This window comes from Phormidesmis sp. 146-20 (assembly GCF_052939475.1).
In genome coordinates, this window is sequence record NZ_JBJPHT010000065.1 from 1 (window position 1) to 18084 (window position 18084).

Here is an 18084-nt window from a genome sequence, read left to right on the forward strand (position 1 = left end):
AAATGACCTCAAACCCAGGAGTAGTCTCGCTTGTAAATTCTCGGAAAGGTCTAATCCTTCTAGCAAGGCATAGGTAAAGGCTCCCTGTCCAATGGCTTCTAGTTCATAAGAATATTGATCGGGACTGCACGAAAAGAGACTGATCACCCCAGTTTGACGGGCTTTTGCCTCTGTTTGTCTGCCAATCCCTTCTCCACTTTTCTTGCCCCCACTGCGACAAGCATCCAAAATCATCACCGCATTATCGGCTCCGCAACTCCGCAAATAATTGGTAATTGTGTTGGTGGAAATGCCTGTGTTTTCAATATCTTCTGGATCGCCATCTAGAGGCATCAAATAATCCTGCCCATTGTGCGGAATCCCATGTCCACTGAAGAAAAACCAGAAGTTATCGCCATCTTTCATAAACGGCTTGTCAAAGACCTGACGTAAGACTCGCAGCAAATTCGCCCGAAACGGTTCGGTAGGCTTGCCGCCAATTGAGGGAGAATCATCAGTGAACAAAAAGATGCGATCGAATCTGGCTTCCTGCATCAGAAAATTCTGCATCGCTTCTGCATCTCGCTTGGCATACTTCAACGGCTGCAAAAATCGATACTGGTTAATCCCAATGACGATCGCCCAATTGCTTGCCATTTACTTTTTGTCCGATCGTGTAAACTTCAGCTTAATTGCACCTTTTCCAGCAGCTTTTCCGCCTGCCACTAATTTAACTTCTCCTTCGCCACTGATTTCAACGGATAGCTCCACCTCATCTAGCTTCATATCCGATTCTGAACCAATCTCTTGATCTACCTGTTTGAACAATCGCCCGATCAGATGCAAAAACTGAGTCATGTTTTGCTCTAGCTGAGAAACTGGCAACCGGATCTCCTTGAAACTAGAGAAGCGTTTACGGACTTCTTCACCCCATCCTCGTTGCCCTTCGATTGGTACGGAGGTTTCATCAGCTTCATCAGTAATGATTACAAGGTAGTCTTCTGGCATAATTACGGAGGTAAAAGAATTAACATGATGATAGCTGCTGAAGTGGAAACTTCTTGATGTCTATCTGGCTTACTAATACTCGATCACAAACCGGACGACCCATTGATAGATAGTCGGGCTGGCTCGATCGTTGGGATTGGTCACCACCATAAAAGATGGACTGAAATTAATGTGATCGTTGAGCAACAAGCCAAAGTACGCCTCAAAATTGGTTTGCGTCGCGTTGCCCAGTTTACTTTCGACAAAAGGTTGACCGATCGCCACCCCCGCTTTTGAGCCAGGAATCAGAAAGTTTCGCACCGTGAAGCCAAAAGCCCAACTGGTCGGATTGAGATCCAAATCTTGCCCGATCGCCGAGTTAAACCCTTGATAGCTGCCGATTCCCAACCGCCCAAATACCCCAAACTGCCGCTTGATGGCCCATTCTGCATTGATGCCCGCTGCGTTGATTGTCGTGCCGTTGATCTGAGCATGAGTATATTGAAGGCGCACCGTAATCGGCAGTTGAGTCAGGCTGTATTCTGCTTCTAGCGTCGCCTGATATCGGTCACCAAACAAACCGCCCCCGCTCACCGTCCCAGATGGATTGGAGCCATCCACCGCCGTATACAGCGCCCTCAGCGTCAGATTGTCTTGCACCGTCCAGGAAGCCGTTGCCCCCGCTCCGCCAAAGCGATCGATTTCGTTCTGCACAATTAAAGGATTGTTGGCGAAGAAACTGGACGCAAAATTTTCGGCGGTGTTATTGGCGAAACCGTTGCGATCGATAAAGTCGCTGGGCGGCAAACTCGAACCTACAGCCACTTCTAAATTGGGTGCAGGCTGAAACACGTAATAGAGCTTTCTCAGCCGCAGCCGATCCTCAACATTGACATAATCTAATCCGCCGCCGTCCGCCAAAAGCCCGGCCGTGCCTAGCAAATTTTGGCGCTGATTGTGCGCCGTAGAAATCGCGTCGTCTCCGTTGTTCCCGGCTTCGAGTTGGGTGATGAGGCGATCGCGCCCGTTAAAGCTGGTGGTCAAGGTCAGCCGAGTCCGAGAGACTAGCGTCAGTCCATTGTCGGTGCCATCGGTGGCTGCAAAAACCGTTTGACCGTTGAGTTTAGTGGTCGTTGAAAATTCTTGTTTGACTAAGGTCTGACTACGACTGGTCAAATCGTTGACTCGTTTTCGCAAGTCTTCGGTCGCATTTCCATAGGCAGTTACCAATCGGCGAACGGTGAGAACATCCTGCTGCGCCTCACTGCTCAGATCGCCCAAAAGTAGCTGTTCCTCAATTCTGCCGATCACTGCATTCATCGCCGCACTAAACTCATAGCGAGTCAGAGGACGGTTGCCCTTAAAGGTGCCATCGGGGTAGCCTGCCATTACGCCATAGCGATCGACCAAGGTCTGAAGTGCCTGAAACGCCCAATCGCCCGGTTTGACATCCGTTAGCTGCGAGACCGAAGTCATTTGAGCCATCGGATTTTCATCAAGAGAGTCGTTGAGTTCTGGCTGCCATTCTAGTAGGTTGGGCAATGATTCAGGGGGCGCAATTCCCGCAGGAACGATCTCAGGCTTCTCAGTCTGCATCGTCACTTCTGCGAGAAGTTCTGGCACCTGTGACGGAATTGCCCCTCCGGGTAGCGCATTCGCCAAAATACCCAAGCCGCAAAGACTCCCAGCTAACCATTCAACGTTTCTCACCGTCTCACTCCTCACCTGACTGCTGCAACACACGGCCATCACAACAGACGAACTTAGCCTCCATCAGGAAGTATATAGCGGGGAGTGAGGACGGGGAGAAAATTACGCGCTGGTCGTCGCAGGGGCTTTGTCAGAAATCGAGTTCTCAGAAGTGGCTTCTTGAGGTTTTTGTTGAATCAATTCAATTTTGTAGCCATCGGGGTCTTCGACAAACGCGATCACTGTTGAGCCATGTTTCATGGCACCAGGTTCACGGGTGATTTTGCCGCCACGATCGCGAATCTGTTCACAAGTGCTGTAAATGTCGTCAACGCCGATCGCTACATGCCCATAAGCGTCTCCCAGGGTGTAGTGATCTTTTCCCCAGTTGTGCGTCAACTCAATCACGGTGTGGTCTGACTCGTCGCCATAGCCGATAAATGCCAGGGTAAATTCGCCGCCTGGGTAGTCTTTCTTTCTGAGCAGGGTCATGCCCAACACGTCGCAATAAAATTTGAGTGACTCGTCGAGATTGCCCACTCGCAGCATGGTATGTAGTAATCGCATGAACTGTTTTCTCTCTAGATAGATCTGTGAATTCATTCTGACAAATTTCGAGTCTTATGAATTCGGTCAACTCTTGGATCGCTTAATCCGTTTTTTGCCGCGTTTGAGTTGTTTGTAGCGCGACCCGACCCAATCGCTAAGGCTGTGACTGAGGGAGCCGAGTTCTAGCCCGATCGCCGCCGCAATCCATTCTCTAGGATGCTGTTGAAGCGATCGCACGATGCTGTCAAGACTGACTACGAACCTTTGTTGAGCGATCGATTGCCAGCGATCGAGGGAATGAGCAATGGCAGCGCCCAAAATTAGAATGCTGACCAGGAGGGCGATCCAAACCGATAAATAGAGAATTCGCAGTCCCGTTCCGATGATCAGTCCGTGAGACAAAACAGAACGGTGGCGCATACTTTTGCGATAGGGCAGCCAGATCCAGCGCAAGACTCCCCAGCGTTTGTACTGTTGAGAATAGATGTCGAGGTCAGGGCCAAACATCAACCCGCTAAACAAAAAGCAGCCCGATAGGATCAGGGTGAGATTGCCGCTCTGAGTTTGCACAAAGGCGGCCCCAGCAACGATCGGGAGACTCCACAGAGTAATGCTGTCGTGGGTGCGGCCAGAAGGCATGACAAAAAATTAGTAAATCTGTCCCTTATCGTAATAGACAGAGAACTCTCTGCTACAATGATCAACGAGTAAGGGCGATTAGCTCAATGGTAGAGCGCCTGCCTTACAAGCAGGATGTTACTGGTTCGAGTCCAGTATTGCCCATTTACCTATCAGATATCTATCAAGGCTTTTGGCAGTTTGAATAGAATTATCGAGAATGCTGGAAGTCTAAACCTCTGCTACTATTTTCTGAGCAGCGGGAGATAAGATAATGAGCCAGTCAGATCCCACGATCGGAATCCAGTACGAACTCAGACAATTAGCAACCGCAACGACGGAATTAGCTGAGAAGATTGATCGCACCAACCAGGGTATCGAGCGGCTTTCGCTTTCGGTCGATCACCTGCTTAAAGTGGCTACACGGCAGAACGAATCCATCCAGCGCCTAACCGAAGCTCAAGAAGTGACCGTCAGAGAGCAAACAGCGATCGTCGCCGCGCAGACCGCAATTATCTCGGCACAAACCGAAAATGTCTCGCGGTTGATTGAGTTGCTGGGGCAGGTGAGGTGAGTAAAACCAGGTGTGTTTTAGGTTTTTGATTCAGAAGCTTGCGTTAAAACATTCTGGCTGTAATTGCTTAAGACTTAGGTAGCTCGTCTACCAGAGATCTGCTGTATTTGGTTTTCACGATTCTAAAAGACTTCGTAACGACCGCGCTAGGTACGATCGCGCTCCAAAAGGGTCAGGAAACGATTGATGCTCTCTGTCTGCGATCGAATGCTCTCTGCCTGGATTCGAGCAGTATCCGCTTGCTGCTGAGTGATTTCTTTGAGTTCGGTGAAACTTTCTTTGAGTTCGGTGAAACTTTCTTTGAGTTCGGTGAAACCAGTTGTAACGACTTCTCTAAGATCGTTGATGCGATCGGCTAACTCAGTCGTTGCGGTTGCTAATTGTCCAAGTTGGTACTGAATGCCGATCGGCGAATCTGGCTGGCTAGTCATGGTTTCTCCTCACTTTGTAGCAGGCTGCTGTCAACGTTGATATTTTACAGTGAATCCTATAGTTGAGGGATGACACTCCTTCCTTTCAAGCCGATCTCTACCGATCTCTACCCTTAAGCGTCATTGGCTATGATGTGGTTGACAGGCTTGTAGTATTTTTGTAGTATAAGTAATACAGCTTCCTTCAGGAAAGGTTAGTGAACGTCGATCGAGGCAAACATCATGGAGCGCAAACTCGTTTCTGTTCAAACAATTGCTAAATTAGAACCGATTTCGGGTGCCGACTTTATTGAGAAAGCAACGGTAATGGGCTGGAGTTTGGTGGTTAAAAAAGGAGAATTTGAAGTAGGCGATCGCTGTGCCTTCTTTGAAATTGATTCTGTTTTGCCTGAAAAAGATTGGTCAGAATTTATGCGGCCGTCCAAATTTAGAGTCAAAACCAAAAAGATGAAAGGCGTTTTGAGTCAGGGGTTAGCGTTGCCTTTATCGAGTTGTTTGCCCGCCCAGAGCAGTTTTGACTATCAAGTAGGCGATGACATGACCCAATTGTGTGAAGTCATCAAATTTGAGCCAGTCATTCCCGAAGATTCTAAAGATCAAGCGGCAGGGTTTCCGTCCTTTGTGCCCAAGACAGACGAAATTAGAGTGCAGTCAGCGATCGCTGTTTTAGATGAATTGCGAGGCAAGACCGTTTACTTTTCGCTCAAATGTGATGGCACTTCTGCGACTTATGCAAAACTCGACGACAAACTCTATGTCTGCTCTCGAAACTATGAACTAAAGCCTGGCCAAAATGCCTATTGGCAAATGGTCGATCAATATAACCTCACCCAACTTCCCGACGGATTTGCAGTGCAAGGTGAAATTTGTGGCCCAGGCATTCAAAAAAATCGACTCGGTTTGAAGGGGCTAGATCTCTTTGTGTTTAGTGTGTTTGACATTCAAGCAGGAAGATTTCTCGACTTTGATTCTCTTTGTAAATTTTGTACAAAATGGGGTCTACAAACAGTGCCGATTTTAAGTGTTGGTCAACCGTTCAACTATTCACTCGAAGACTTACTTACGTTAGCAGAAGGCTACTATGAAGACACCAAAAACCATCGAGAAGGCATTGTGGTTAGACCGATCGTCGAAACTCACAGCCAAGTGCTTCAGGGTCAGTTATCCATCAAGGTGATCAACAATCAATACCTGCTAAAAGGTGGGGAAGACTGATCACGTCGTTCGACAAAACCATACAAAAGGCAAACATTTATGCCCTACGAAAAGTTAAATCTTTCTACACCTAAGCCCGTTCTCTCCTGGGCAAATCACGACATGAGCAGTGACGAAACCAGAATGGCCAAAAACGTCGCTTCTCTGCCATTTGTCTTTAAGCATGTGGCTCTGATGCCTGATGTACATTTGGGCAAAGGGGCGCTAGTTGGCTCAGTAGTGGCGACCAAAGATGCCATTATCCCGGCTGCGGTGGGGGTTGATATTGGCTGTGGAATGGTGGCAATCAAAACCGCTTTTCATGCCAATCAGCTAGAAGGCAAACTCAAGAAAATTCGGCAGGAAGTTGAAGCGATCGTTCCGGTTGGCTTTAACGAAAACAAGGAGGTTGAAAAGACCGTTCTCAACTGGCAAGGCTGGCGCGACTTTAAGGAACTGCATTCTGGCGTGCAGCACTTAGAAAGTAAAGCCATGAAGCAAATGGGTTCGCTTGGAGGGGGTGAAGGATTGCCCCGTACTGTAGTAATGCAGTAATGAAAACTCGTCCAAATCGGTGAAGGCTGAGATGCTAATACCGAGGGAAGCGGTCAAACGCCCCGTAGAGAGCAGAGGGACTTGGGCATCCTAATCTATTTAGGATGAAGGTGTGCTCCGAACTGCACCGAATCGGAAGGTGTAGAGCTAGGCAGAAATGACCTAGCCGATTGCTCAAGTGATAGATGATGTTCTAGTGAAATGAACACCACGGATATCAGTCTCAAAAACCCAAAGATTGCCTATCTATTTGGCTTTCTGCAAGCAGACGGTCATTACTATAAGTCCACGCGAAATCGTGGCAAGATAGTGATCGAAGTGAGCAAAAAAGACGAAGCCTTACTATGGGCGTTCAAAGAACTTGTGCCCTGTCACTCATCCATTACAGAGCGTGTCCGTTCTACCAATTTTGCGGACGACTACAACTCTGTTACATGGGCAGTTTATGACAAGCGGTTTCGAGATCTCTTTGAATCGTGGGGTTTGCTAAGTGGAAGAAAATCTTCTTTGATTGATGTACCTTGTTGTCAGTTTTCTGAGGTTGATTATTTCAGGGGATTGCTGGATGGAGATGGGGCATTGGGTTTGACCACAAAAGGTTTTCCATTCTTGTCTTTTGTCACAGCAGGCTCGTCTATTGCTGATCAGTACTTGAAATTTCTCAATCGGATGACTGGTAAAACTAAAACTTCTAGCCGAAATGTTAGAGACCAGGTTTACAACATTGCTGTCTACAAGGAAGATGCACAGCTAATCACTCAAGGTCTGTACTATCAGGATTGTTTAGCTTTACCTAGAAAGCGAGCAAAAGCTGAAGATGTGTTGACCTGGAAGCGTCCGCTTAATATGAAGCGGATTACAACCAGGAAAAGCTGGACACCTGAGCAAGACCAGTTTGTGCTTAACCACTCGATCGAGACCTCTATCGCCGTGCTAAATAGAAGTCAAAGCAGTATTAAATTGCGACTTTGGCGACTTAAGCAACTGAATGAGCGATCGTAACAATTTGAATCACTTCATCGAACTTTGTCTCGACACCGAAGATCAGGTGTGGCTGATGCTACATTCCGGGTCTCGCAACATTGGCAACATGCTGGCACAAAACCACATCAACACCGGAAAACAACTGGCGAAACTGATGCAGGACAAGCTGCCTGATCCTGATCTGGCTTACTTTGTCGCAGGGACTTCTGAGTTTGACGATTACTGGCGTGATTTGCAGTGGGCCCAGCAGTATGCACTCTACAATCGCGAAGTGATGATGGCTCGATTTCAGCGCGTGGTCGAAAAACATCTGGCAGGCGGCAAGCCCACAAAGCCTTTGCTGTCGGTCAACTGTCACCACAACTACGCCGAAAAAGAAGTCCACTATGGTGAAGAGGTGTATGTGACTCGCAAGGGTGCCGTTCGTGCGCGCGAGACTGACTATGGAATCATTCCTGGATCGATGGGGGCAAAGTCTTTTATCGTCAAAGGAAAGGGCAACCACGAAAGCTATTGTTCTTGTAGTCATGGGGCGGGGCGTTTGATGTCTCGCAATAAGGCAAAGAATGCTTACACGCTGGATGATTTAGTGCAGCAAACTCAGGGCATTGAGTGCCGCAAAGATGAGGGCGTTTTGGATGAGATTCCGGCGGCGTATAAGCCCATTGAAACGGTCATGGCTAATCAGTCCGATCTGGTAGAAGTTGTGGCAACGCTTAAGCAAGTGCTTTGTGTCAAAGGATAGTCGTACGATCGCTCTCCCAAAATCCGTAGTTCCCTCTCAGTTGCTTGATTGTGGGCTGCGGGTTTTTTCTGTCTTTGGAGTCATAGACAAGTTGGATTGTCGTCGCTTAATCTGTTGCTACTGGTTTGGATAGAACAGCATGGGAATTGCTCACAAAGATGATTCTAAAATGTGGTCAACCGAGTTCAAAGATTTGGTTCGAGGTGCATCAGGAGGTTTTTTGTTTGGCGTTCCTTTACTGTATACAATGGAGGTTTGGTGGATTGGATCGTTTGTAGGGTCAGCGCGATTGTTTTTAGCGTTGCTACTAACGTTTGCGATCGTATTCCTGCTCAATCAAACGTCTGGTTTTCGTCGAGATAGTGAGAGTGATGTTCGTCCGATCGATGCCGCGATGAATACAGTAGAGGCGTTGGCGATCGGGATTGTTTGCTCAGGATTAATTTTGGTTTTAATGCGTGAGATTACTTTGGAAACCCCCTTGCAGGAAAGTTTGGGGAAACTAATTTACGAAAGTGTCCCTTTTACGTTGGGCGTTTCATTAGCCAATCAGTTTCTTAGCGGTGAAGGACGTGAAGGTAAACCCGAAGGAAGCGCGAAACAAACTCAATCTAAGTTTGGTAAACTGAGCGCAACGATTTCTGACATTGGCGCGACTTTAATTGGTGCAATTATTATTGCCTTTAACATTGCACCTACGGATGAGATTCCGATGCTGTCCGCAGCAGTTTCAAATGGGTGGCTTGTATTGGTGATGGTGGCATCGCTAGTAATCTCTTATGTAATCGTATTCGCCGCAGGGTTTGGTAACCAGCAGCAGCGTCACGAACAATCGGGGATTTTTCAGCGGCCGTTGAGTGAGACGATCGCCGCCTATCTCGTTTCATTATTTGCGGCGATGGTGATGCTGTTCTTTTTTAACAAAGTTCAGTTTGGTGATCCGTGGCAGGTTTGGTTAAGCCACACAATCTTGCTAGGATTGCCTGCTGCTGTCGGTGGCGCTGCTGGGAGGTTGGCGGTATGACTACTAAAACACGCCCCCCTAGAACGATCGCTGAATGGACGACCTTTGGAATTGCTAGTTTAATTTTGTCGGCGATCGCCGGATTAGTGATTTACAACTGGGCCACTGAGAAAGACAGTCCCCCTGTTTTGAGCCTCGATTACCCCAAAGGGGGAACTGCTTCGCCTCGTACTGATGAAGTGAGAGAAGCCGAAGGGCAATTTTATGTGCCGTTTGAAGTCTCTAATACAGGTGGAGAAACGGTAGAATCGGTGCAAATTGTGGCTGAGTTGCGGGTCAACGGACAGGTCACGGAAACAGGCGATCAGCAAATTGATTTCTTGTCTGAAGGTGAAAAAGAAGAGGGTGCCTTCGTGTTTCGCAAAGACCCCCGCCAAGGTGAACTGATTGTGCGAGTGGCAAGCTACAAGTTGCCTTAAAAGAACGTTGACTCGACGAATTTCTTTCGCCTCGTTGTTTGGTTCTTTTGCCCCCAGGCTGCCAATTTTGGGAGACTTTGAGACTGAGTTCTACGACTTCCTAAAGACTATCCATTCCTCATCCTTCACCCATTTCTAGAGACGTTGTGCTGGCGGGATTGCGTTTTAGCCTGAAGATCGCGACCAAAATACCGACGATCGCCAGTCCACCTGTCCTATAAAAGAACGGCGTGTAGCTGCCAAAAAAGTCTCGCTGCCCCTGCTATCTTTTAGTTCATTAAACTCACGTTTTGTTTAGATTCTGTCAAAGATTTTGTTGAGAACAATTCAGGGTGATTGGCTTATGGCTACTGTTTTGGTTCGATCGCCGCTTCAGACTGAAGTTCAGGCTTTTTTGCGGCTGGCCATTCCTCTGGCGAGTGCTCAAGTGGCTCAGTCGGCTACAGGCTTTGTCGATACGCTGATGATGGGCCGATTGGGGCAAGAAACTTTGGCAGCGGGGGGGTTGGCTTCTATGACGTTTTTGGTACTGCTGAATACGGCGGCGGGAGTGATCTTAGGGGCGAGTCCTCTGATTGCTCAGGCTTATGGGGCAGGTGAGAAAACGCGCGTCGAACAAGTGACCCGGCAGGGAGTCTGGCTGCTTTTGGGTTTGACGGTGCCGATCGTGCTGCTGATTGCTCACCTCGACTCTATCATGCGTCACTTGGGGCAAGCCGAAACGACCGTTGTTTTGAGCAACACGTATCTCGACATTATGCTGTGGGGCTTTTTTCCGGCTCTGGGGTTTGCGCTGCTGCGAAGTGTGGTTTCGGCGATGTCTCATGCGCGTCCGATCATGGCGATCGTCATCACAGGAACGCTGCTCAACATCACGGGCAATTATCTTTTGGGGTTTGGTCACTTTGGCTTTCCCCGCTTAGGCATCGCCGGGCTGGCCCTTTCTAGCGTCTTTTCGCTTTGGGTGATGTTTTTGGCGCTGGTGGGCTACATTTTCCAAGATCCAGAGTTAAAAACCTACCGATTCTTTGCAAATCTACATCACATCAAGCCTCGCATTCTGCGTGAACTGGTACGAGTCGGGCTGCCGATCGGTGTTGCATCCGCTTTAGAACTGGGACTGTTTACGATCGTCACTTATCTCATGGGCATTTTGGGAACCGAAGTGTTGGCAGCGCATCAAATTGTGTTTCAAACGATCGCTGTGGTCTTTATGGTGCCGTTGGGGATGTCATTTGCGACGACGGTGCGAGTCGGTTGGTGGGTCGGGCAGCAAGATCTGGAGGGCGCAAGACGAGCAGGCTACGTAAGTATGGGGATCGGCTTGGGATTTCTGATTCCGATGGCGATCGTTCTGCTGGTTCTTTCTCGACCACTCATCGGGCTGTATCTAGATGTGCAAGATCCACAAAATGCGATCGTTGTCTCGCTGGCTACCTCGATGCTTAGGGTGGCTGCTGTCGCCCAAATTTTGGATGGACTACAAAAAACTACTATGGGCGCACTGTATGGACTACAAGATACCCGCGTGCCGATGTTGTTGAGTTTTCCAGCTTTTTGGGGGGTGGGTCTGACGACGGGCTATCTGCTCGGATTCCACACGTCTCTCGGCGGGACAGGCTTATGGATCGGACAATCGATCGGGATTGCGATCGCCGCGCTCGTTTTTGTCTGGCGGTTCCGCAGTCTTGTCCGTCAATCCGTCCTAAACCTGAGAGTTTTTCCTTTAGAATCCGATCGTTCCGTTTTGAAATAGAAACGTTGGGGTTCAGAAGTCGATCGTTGAGGTTCAGAACCCGATCGTTCCGCTTTGAGATAGGAACCTTCCGCCTTTAAATAGAAACTTTCCGTTTTGAAATAGAAACCTTCCGGTCTGAGGGAGCGATCGTTCCGCTTTGAGATAGAAACCTTTCGTTTTGGAGAGCGATCGTTCCGCTTTGAGATAGAAACCTTTTGTTTTGGAGAGCGATCGTTCCGCTTTGAGATAGAAGCTTTCCATTGGGGGGAGCGATCGTTCCGTTTTGAGATAGAAACCTTTCGTTTTGGAGAGCGATCGTTCCGCTTTGAAATAGGAACCTTCCGCCTTTAAATAGAAACTTTCCGTTTTGAAATAGAAACCTTCCGGTCTGAGGGAGCGATCGTTCCGCTTTGAGATAGAAGCTTTCCATTTGGGGGAGCGATCGTTCCGCTTTGAGATAGAAACCTTCTGGTTTGGAGAGCGATCATTGTGATGGGACGGTTCCAAGTTCGGTTAACGTGACGTGCATTCGACGGAATCTTTCGCTACGGTTGTCAATCCGGGCAGCCCCCTAAATCCCCCACAAGTGAGGGACTCTGATTTAGAAATCTTGCTTTAGAGTCCTACTCGTGGGGGGTTGGGGGCAGAAGCACTTTACAACGAAGCGAAAAAACTTCATCGATCTGACGCTAAAATTAAGATACGTAAAGAATCATAAGAGCTAAAACAATGGGGCTATTTGGATTAGGTAAAAAGTCGAGTTTGCCGACGGCTGATCAAGCACTACCGGGACGATCGCAGTCCATGCCCGTTCCTGCAAAGCATCATGTCAATGGCAATCCGCTCAAAGCTCCCTTCCCGGAGGGGATGCAAACTGCAATGTTTGGGTTGGGCTGTTTTTGGGGAGCCGAGCGCAAGTTTTGGCAGCAAAAGGGTGTGTTTTCGACGGCGGTCGGCTATGCGGCTGGCTTAACGCCCAATCCCACCTATCAAGAAGTGTGCAGTGGCATGACAGGTCACAACGAAGTCGTTTTGGTCGTCTTTGATCCCACTGTCGTCAGCTACGAAGAACTGCTCAAAGTCTTTTGGGAAAGCCACAACCCAACTCAAGGAATGCGCCAGGGAAATGATGCCGGAACCCAATATCGATCGGGCATCTACCCCTATTCTGACGAGCAAAAACAAGCCGCCGAAGCCTCTCGCAATCTGTACCAAAAAGCGCTCAAGCAAGAAGGTATGGGAGAAATCACAACCGAGATTCTAGATGCGCCTGAGTTTTATTACGCCGAAGCGTATCACCAACAATATCTCGCCAAAAATCCCGGCGGCTACTGCGGTCTGGGCGGCACCAAGGTCTGCTATCCCACAGCGGATTCTGCGATCGTGTAATCGCGCTCTAGATCAGTAGGCCAAAACAGAAGGGGACTCAGTTGCTTTGTGAATGAGCAATTGCCCCCTTTTTTGTTGACTTAAATTTGTTCTCAGAATTGGGGGTTGGGGGCAGAAGCGCTCTAAATCGAAGCGAAAAAACTTCGTCGTCACGTTAGCTCACATCGCATTCCAACTCGACGGGCAACGCTGGATTGGGAAGGACGATCGGCTGATTAAACAACACCATCGTCGTACTCGAATTCGTTTCAAACCCAATCTTTTCGTAAAATGACTGCTGATGCGTCGTCATCAGATAAACTCGCTCAACTCGATTGACGTGAGGATGACTGATCACGGTTTGTACCAACTTTCGCCCCAGTCCCGCGCCCTGATAATCTGGATGAACCACCACATCCCAAATCGTCGCTCGATACACCCGGTCAGAACTCGCTCTCGCAAACCCGATCAAGCGATTTCCATCCCATGCCGAAATCACAGGGTCACTTTGATCGAGGGCGATCGCCAGATCTTCTACCCGTCGATCTTTGGCCCAAAATGCGGCTAACCCAAACAACTCCTGAAGCTGGTGTAGATCAATTTGAGAACGACGATCGCGAAACTGAATATGGCTACAATCCATCCTGACTTTCCCTATAGCGAAACCTTTCTTAAAGTGAATCAACGATTCTTATTCAAGTTAACGGAATAGTTCGCAACCTCTCGCAAAATTCACCGTCAACTGACGCATCGATTAGACTAATTCCAGACTTGCCGCCGTTCAGTAACATAGATGTCTAAACTTCCAAATCCCCTGTCTCAACTCCGCTTAACTCGTCAAAAATCTGTCCAAAGTCTTAAGCAAGGGCGGTCACCTGTAAGACAGTTTGTTATGCTGGGGCTGCTGATCTGGAGTCTATGTCTGGGCTGGGGACTCGCCCAAGCGGTTGAACCTTCTCAAGCAAATTCTCAGGCAACGATTGGAACCGTGGATGTGGTGAGCGATCGCTACAAGTTTGGTCAAGAGCTTTATCTAGAAAACTGCGCCACCTGTCACATTGGCATCCCTCCGTCCGTCCTGCCGACCGAAACTTGGCGCGACCTGCTACAAGATTCTCAACACTACGGAGTCGATCTCAAACCCCTCGTTGATCCGCCGCGCCGTCTCGTGTGGAACTATCTACAAACCTTCTCCCGTCAGCTTCCCCCCGAAGAAAGCACCCCTTACCGCGTCGCTGACTCCAACTATTTTCGAGTGTTGCACCCCGGCATCGACATTCCCCGCAAATTCAATCTCACCAGTTGTGTCACCTGTCACCCCGGCGCAAATCAGTTCAACTTTCGCAGCTTGACGGCGGAATGGGAGAAGAAGTGAGGGATGAAAAGATCTTGGTTTTAAAGTTTCAGCTTCGGAACGCAGACTTTGTAATTTCAGTAATCTCACTTCATCCCTCATCCCTCATCCTTCATCCCTCGTTCGGTAACACGTACTGAATGCGATCGCTTCTCTGCGGATTGCTCTAAGCGGAAGTGATAGGATTGGTATACCCTGGATGAGTAGTCCAGCCCTTAGTTTTGACTGGTTTTTAGAGACCAATTTGCTTTCTAAAACAGACAAAGAAATCCCTTCAAAAGCTCACACCTCGTCCTTATTCCTCCTGTCATGCTTAAAAATCTGCTGGGCGACCCCAACGCACGAAAACTTAAGAAATACCAACCCTATATTGCCGAAATTAGCCTCTTGGAGGAAGAAATTCAGGCACTTTCTGATGAGGCGTTGACCGCAAAAACCGCAGAATTTAAGCAGCGTCTCGCCCAAGCCAAAAACGATAACGACGAAAAGCAAATTCTCGACGACCTGCTGCCCGAAGCCTTTGCCGTCGTGCGAGAAGCGGGTAAGCGCGTTTTGGGAATGCGTCACTTTGATGTGCAGCTTTTGGGCGGCATGGTCTTGCACAATGGGCAAATTGCCGAAATGAAGACTGGGGAAGGTAAAACTCTGGTTTCGACGCTTCCGGCTTACTTGAATGCGCTCTCTGGTAAAGGCGTTCACGTCGTTACGGTCAACGATTATCTGGCTCGACGCGATGCGGAATGGATGGGGCAAGTTCACCGCTTTTTGGGGTTGAGTGTGGGGCTGATTCAACAAAATATGAGTCCGCCTGAGCGTCAAAAAAATTACGCCTGCGACATCACCTACGCGACTAACAGCGAACTGGGATTTGATTATCTGCGCGACAACATGGCCACCTCGATGGAAGAGGTCGTGCAGCGTCCCTTTAACTACTGCGTGATTGACGAAGTGGATTCCGTTTTGATTGACGAAGCCCGAACTCCGTTGATTATTTCGGGACAGGTGGAGCGTCCGACTGAGAAGTATTTGAGAGCTTCGGAAGTGGCTCGCACCCTTCAGCCTGAAGTCCACTACGAAGTAGACGAAAAGCAGCGCAACATTCTGATGACCGATGAAGGATTTATCGAAGCCGAAAATCTTTTGGAAGTGAAGGATCTGTTTGATCCGCAAGACCCTTGGGCGCACTACATTTTTAACGCCATCAAAGCAAAAGAACTGTTTATTTTGGACGTAAACTACATCGTTCGCAATGACGAAGTGGTGATTGTAGACGAATTCACCGGGCGAGTCATGCCGGGTCGCCGTTGGAGTGATGGGCTGCACCAGGCGATCGAAGCCAAAGAGCGCGTCGAAATCCAAAATGAAACTCAAACACTGGCAACGATTACCTATCAAAACTTCTTCCTGCTCTACCCCAAACTGGCAGGCATGACGGGAACGGCCAAAACCGAAGAAGCCGAATTTGAGAAGATCTATAAGCTCGAAGTCACGATCATTCCGACTAACCGCACGACCAAGCGGGGCGATCTGTCGGATGTGGTCTACAAGACTGAAGAGGCCAAATGGAACGCGATCGCCGAAGAATGCGCCGAAATGCACCGCGATGGCCGTCCTGTTCTCGTGGGAACCACCAGCGTTGAGAAGTCAGAACTGCTCTCCAGTCTGCTGGCCGATCAGCAAGTTCCTCACAATCTGCTGAACGCAAAACCAGAGAATGTGGAACGAGAATCTGAAATCATCGCTCAAGCCGGACGCAAAGGCAAAGTAACGATCGCCACCAACATGGCAGGACGCGGCACCGACATCATTTTGGGCGGCAACTCGGATTACATGTCTCGCCTCAAAATCCGCGAATATTTCATGCCCAAGATTGTCCAACCGGATGACGATCAAGATTTTGGCGGCCGCGGCTTTGGCGATCAGCGAGACGGCGGACAGGGGTTTGGGGCTGGCAAAAAGGTGAAAACCTGGAAGGTACGATCGGACATTTACCCTACCGATCTGGCTCGCGAAACGGAACAGATGCTTAAAAGCGCAGTTTCTTTTGCCGTTCAACAATACGGGGAGCGCAGCTTACCGGAATTGGAAGCCGAAGATAAGATTGCAACTGCCGCAGAAAAAGCGCCGACCAACGATCCAGCCATTCAAAAGCTGCGAGAAGTGTATCGGTTGATTCGTCAAGAATATGATGCGTTTACCGAGCGTGAACACGAAGAAGTCGTTCAACTGGGCGGTCTGCATGTGATTGGCACAGAGCGCCATGAATCGCGGCGGATTGACAACCAACTGCGCGGACGAGCCGGACGACAAGGCGACCCTGGTTCCACCAAATTTTTCCTCAGCTTGCAAGATAACCTGTTGCGGATTTTTGGCGGCGATCGCGTCGCTGGCTTGATGAATGCCTTCCGAGTCGAAGAAGACATGCCGATCGAATCGGGAATGCTGACGCGATCGCTTGAAGGGGCCCAAAAGAAAGTCGAAACCTACTACTACGACATCCGTAAGCAGGTGTTTGAGTATGACGAAGTGATGAATAATCAACGTCGTGCCATCTATGCCGAGCGGCGGCGCGTGTTAGAGGGGCAGGATCTTAAAGAGCAGGTGGTCAAGTACGCCGAGCGCACAATGGATGATATCGTCGAGGCCTACATCAATCCTGAGCTGCCACCCGAAGAATGGGAACTCGACAAGCTGGTGAGCAAGGTGCAAGAGTTTGTGTATCTGCTGTCAGATCTTGATGCTAGTCAGCTAGAAGACATGTCGGTGGGTGAACTTAAGACCTTCTTACACGAGCAGGCACGAATTGCCTATGACCTCAAAGAAGCGGAAGTTGATCAGATTCAAGCGGGTCTGATGCGGGAGGCAGAACGGTTCTTTATCTTGAATCGAATCGATACCCTCTGGCGCGAACACCTACAACAAATGGATGCGCTCCGCGAGTCGGTGGGCCTGCGCGGTTACGGTCAAAAAGATCCGCTGATCGAGTACAAGAGTGAAGGTTACGAACTGTTTTTGGAGATGATGATCAACATTCGTCGGGATGTGGTCTACTCGCTGTTCCAGTTTCAGCCTCAGCCACAACCTGCGGTGGGCGCAACGTCTGAGATGATTTAGCGTTGTTCAATTCTTTCTACTTCAGATCCCTGGCTTTCAAAAGGTCGGGGATTTTTGCATTTTGGGGTTAAGCGAGTGTGAGCATCTGTTGGTTGGTTCATCAACTTTAGCCACAACTTACTGCCAGATCAACAGGTAGTTTTTGATGGTGTTGATTAATTAGACTGATGCTTTAAGGCTTGTAAAATAAGCGTTCCTTCTACTTAAATAGAACTGTTGAGTCGGTGAAACAATTTTTCATGCAGCAGACACCAAAAGTTACGCTTGCCTCAAATGAATCTCTTAGCCGCGCTCATCTCGTTCGGGTGTTGGAGACGGTGCAGGATGGCATTGTCGTGTCTTTGTGCGTCGGACTGTTCTGTGTAATGGTGATTCAGCTTCGGGCGATGTTTATTTCATTGTTGCCGCCGTTGCACTTCAAAGAAGTTACGTCAGATATTTTGTTTTTGTTGATTTTGGTTGAGTTATTTCGACTGTTGATTATTTACTTACAAGAACAGCGCGTTTCGATCAGCGTGGCCGTTGAGGTGGCGATCGTCTCTGTGTTGCGAGAAGTGATTGTCAGAGGCGTTTTAGAAGTGCAGTGGACGCAGGTTTTAGCCACTTGTGCATTCTTAATGGTGATGGGATTACTGCTATTCGTTCGCGTTTGGTTGCCGCCAACTTTTAGTGGTGTTGACCCCGAAAAGCGAATTTTTGAAAGCTACCAATCCAAGGAAAAGCTAACGATGAATGGGCATTAGAAAGCAGTAAATTGGCTAA

At 48.7% G+C, this 18084-nt stretch carries 20 protein-coding genes and 1 tRNA gene; 13 read left to right on the forward strand and 8 right to left on the reverse strand.

Going from position 1 to position 18084, the window contains the following annotated elements; genetic code table 11:
• The 5 genes from ACKFKH_RS29910 to ACKFKH_RS29930 all read right to left on the reverse strand — a co-directional run.
• A partial coding sequence (locus ACKFKH_RS29910; RefSeq protein WP_446862022.1) for a caspase family protein occupies nt 1–636 on the reverse strand: 636 nt, incomplete at its 3' end.
• Nucleotides 637–987, reverse strand: a complete 351-nt coding sequence (locus ACKFKH_RS29915) for a Pepco domain-containing protein (protein WP_446862023.1) — start codon at nt 985–987, stop codon at nt 637–639.
• Between the two features lie 72 nt (nt 988–1059).
• Nucleotides 1060–2676 carry an iron uptake porin gene (locus tag ACKFKH_RS29920; RefSeq protein WP_446862024.1) on the reverse strand — a complete coding sequence of 539 codons (1617 nt, stop codon included), beginning with the start codon at nt 2674–2676 and terminating at the stop codon, nt 1060–1062.
• A gap of 102 nt (nt 2677–2778) precedes the next feature.
• Complete coding sequence (gloA, locus tag ACKFKH_RS29925) at nt 2779–3222, reverse strand: lactoylglutathione lyase (protein WP_446862025.1); 444 nt, start codon at nt 3220–3222, stop codon at nt 2779–2781.
• Between the two features lie 66 nt (nt 3223–3288).
• A complete protein-coding gene (locus tag ACKFKH_RS29930; RefSeq protein WP_446862026.1) occupies nt 3289–3843 on the reverse strand; it encodes a metal-binding protein in 555 nt (184 codons plus the stop codon).
• A 72-nt stretch (nt 3844–3915) separates the two neighbouring features.
• On the opposite strand from ACKFKH_RS29930, the gene ACKFKH_RS29935 reads away from it, so the two are divergent.
• Nucleotides 3916–3987, forward strand: a tRNA-Val gene (locus tag ACKFKH_RS29935).
• 109 nt (nt 3988–4096) lie between these two features.
• Nucleotides 4097–4396 (forward strand): hypothetical protein, encoded by a 300-nt coding sequence (locus ACKFKH_RS29940; protein ID WP_446862027.1) that lies wholly within the window; start codon nt 4097–4099, stop codon nt 4394–4396.
• 146 nt (nt 4397–4542) lie between these two features.
• Here the strand turns inward: ACKFKH_RS29940 and ACKFKH_RS29945 are convergent, their stop codons facing one another.
• The gene (locus ACKFKH_RS29945) at nt 4543–4827 is read right to left on the reverse strand and encodes a hypothetical protein (protein ID WP_446862028.1); all 285 of its coding nucleotides are present in this window, start codon (nt 4825–4827) and stop codon (nt 4543–4545) included.
• Nucleotides 4828–5049: 222 nt separating this feature from the next.
• Between ACKFKH_RS29945 and ACKFKH_RS29950 the strand changes: the two genes are divergently transcribed.
• The 7 genes from ACKFKH_RS29950 (at nt 5050) to ACKFKH_RS29980 (ending at nt 11504) form a co-directional block, all read left to right on the forward strand.
• A complete protein-coding gene (locus tag ACKFKH_RS29950; protein WP_446862029.1) occupies nt 5050–6042 on the forward strand; it encodes an RNA ligase (ATP) in 993 nt (330 codons plus the stop codon).
• 39 nt (nt 6043–6081) lie between these two features.
• Nucleotides 6082–6576, forward strand: a complete 495-nt coding sequence (locus ACKFKH_RS29955) for an RtcB family protein (protein ID WP_446862030.1) — start codon at nt 6082–6084, stop codon at nt 6574–6576.
• A gap of 201 nt (nt 6577–6777) precedes the next feature.
• Entirely contained in the window at nt 6778–7578 is an 801-nt protein-coding gene (locus ACKFKH_RS29960; RefSeq protein ID WP_446862031.1) for an LAGLIDADG family homing endonuclease, read from the forward strand.
• Nucleotides 7565–8305: an RtcB family protein gene (locus tag ACKFKH_RS29965; protein ID WP_446862032.1), complete on the forward strand. Its 741-nt coding sequence runs from the start codon at nt 7565–7567 to the stop codon at nt 8303–8305. Before ACKFKH_RS29960 ends, ACKFKH_RS29965 begins: the two co-directional genes overlap by 14 nt.
• 139 nt (nt 8306–8444) lie before the next feature.
• Complete coding sequence (locus ACKFKH_RS29970) at nt 8445–9329, forward strand: TIGR02587 family membrane protein (RefSeq protein ID WP_446862033.1); 885 nt, start codon at nt 8445–8447, stop codon at nt 9327–9329.
• Nucleotides 9326–9748 (forward strand): TIGR02588 family protein, encoded by a 423-nt coding sequence (locus ACKFKH_RS29975; protein WP_446862034.1) that lies wholly within the window; start codon nt 9326–9328, stop codon nt 9746–9748. Before ACKFKH_RS29970 ends, ACKFKH_RS29975 begins: the two co-directional genes overlap by 4 nt.
• Nucleotides 9749–10091: 343 nt before the next feature.
• Nucleotides 10092–11504, forward strand: coding sequence for an MATE family efflux transporter (locus ACKFKH_RS29980; protein ID WP_446862035.1), 1413 nt, complete (start codon nt 10092–10094; stop codon nt 11502–11504).
• Nucleotides 11505–11537: 33 nt separating this feature from the next.
• On the opposite strand, the gene ACKFKH_RS29985 is transcribed toward ACKFKH_RS29980, so the two are convergent.
• Nucleotides 11538–11993, reverse strand: a complete 456-nt coding sequence (locus tag ACKFKH_RS29985; RefSeq protein ID WP_446862036.1) for a hypothetical protein — start codon at nt 11991–11993, stop codon at nt 11538–11540.
• Between the two features lie 222 nt (nt 11994–12215).
• Between ACKFKH_RS29985 and msrA the strand changes: the two genes are divergently transcribed.
• Nucleotides 12216–12875: a peptide-methionine (S)-S-oxide reductase MsrA gene (msrA, locus tag ACKFKH_RS29990; RefSeq protein WP_446862037.1), complete on the forward strand. Its 660-nt coding sequence runs from the start codon at nt 12216–12218 to the stop codon at nt 12873–12875.
• 154 nt (nt 12876–13029) lie between these two features.
• On the opposite strand, the gene ACKFKH_RS29995 is transcribed toward msrA, so the two are convergent.
• Nucleotides 13030–13497 (reverse strand): GNAT family N-acetyltransferase, encoded by a 468-nt coding sequence (locus ACKFKH_RS29995; protein WP_446862038.1) that lies wholly within the window; start codon nt 13495–13497, stop codon nt 13030–13032.
• A 150-nt stretch (nt 13498–13647) separates the two neighbouring features.
• On the opposite strand from ACKFKH_RS29995, the gene ACKFKH_RS30000 reads away from it, so the two are divergent.
• From ACKFKH_RS30000 to ACKFKH_RS30010, 3 genes are all read left to right on the forward strand, one after another.
• Nucleotides 13648–14229, forward strand: a complete 582-nt coding sequence (locus ACKFKH_RS30000) for a diheme cytochrome C (protein ID WP_446862039.1) — start codon at nt 13648–13650, stop codon at nt 14227–14229.
• Between the two features lie 288 nt (nt 14230–14517).
• Nucleotides 14518–17322 (forward strand): preprotein translocase subunit SecA, encoded by a 2805-nt coding sequence (gene secA, locus ACKFKH_RS30005; protein WP_446862040.1) that lies wholly within the window; start codon nt 14518–14520, stop codon nt 17320–17322.
• 239 nt (nt 17323–17561) lie between these two features.
• The gene (locus ACKFKH_RS30010) at nt 17562–18065 is read left to right on the forward strand and encodes a phosphate-starvation-inducible PsiE family protein (RefSeq protein WP_446862041.1); all 504 of its coding nucleotides are present in this window, start codon (nt 17562–17564) and stop codon (nt 18063–18065) included.
• The last annotated feature ends 19 nt before the right edge of the window (nt 18066–18084 follow it).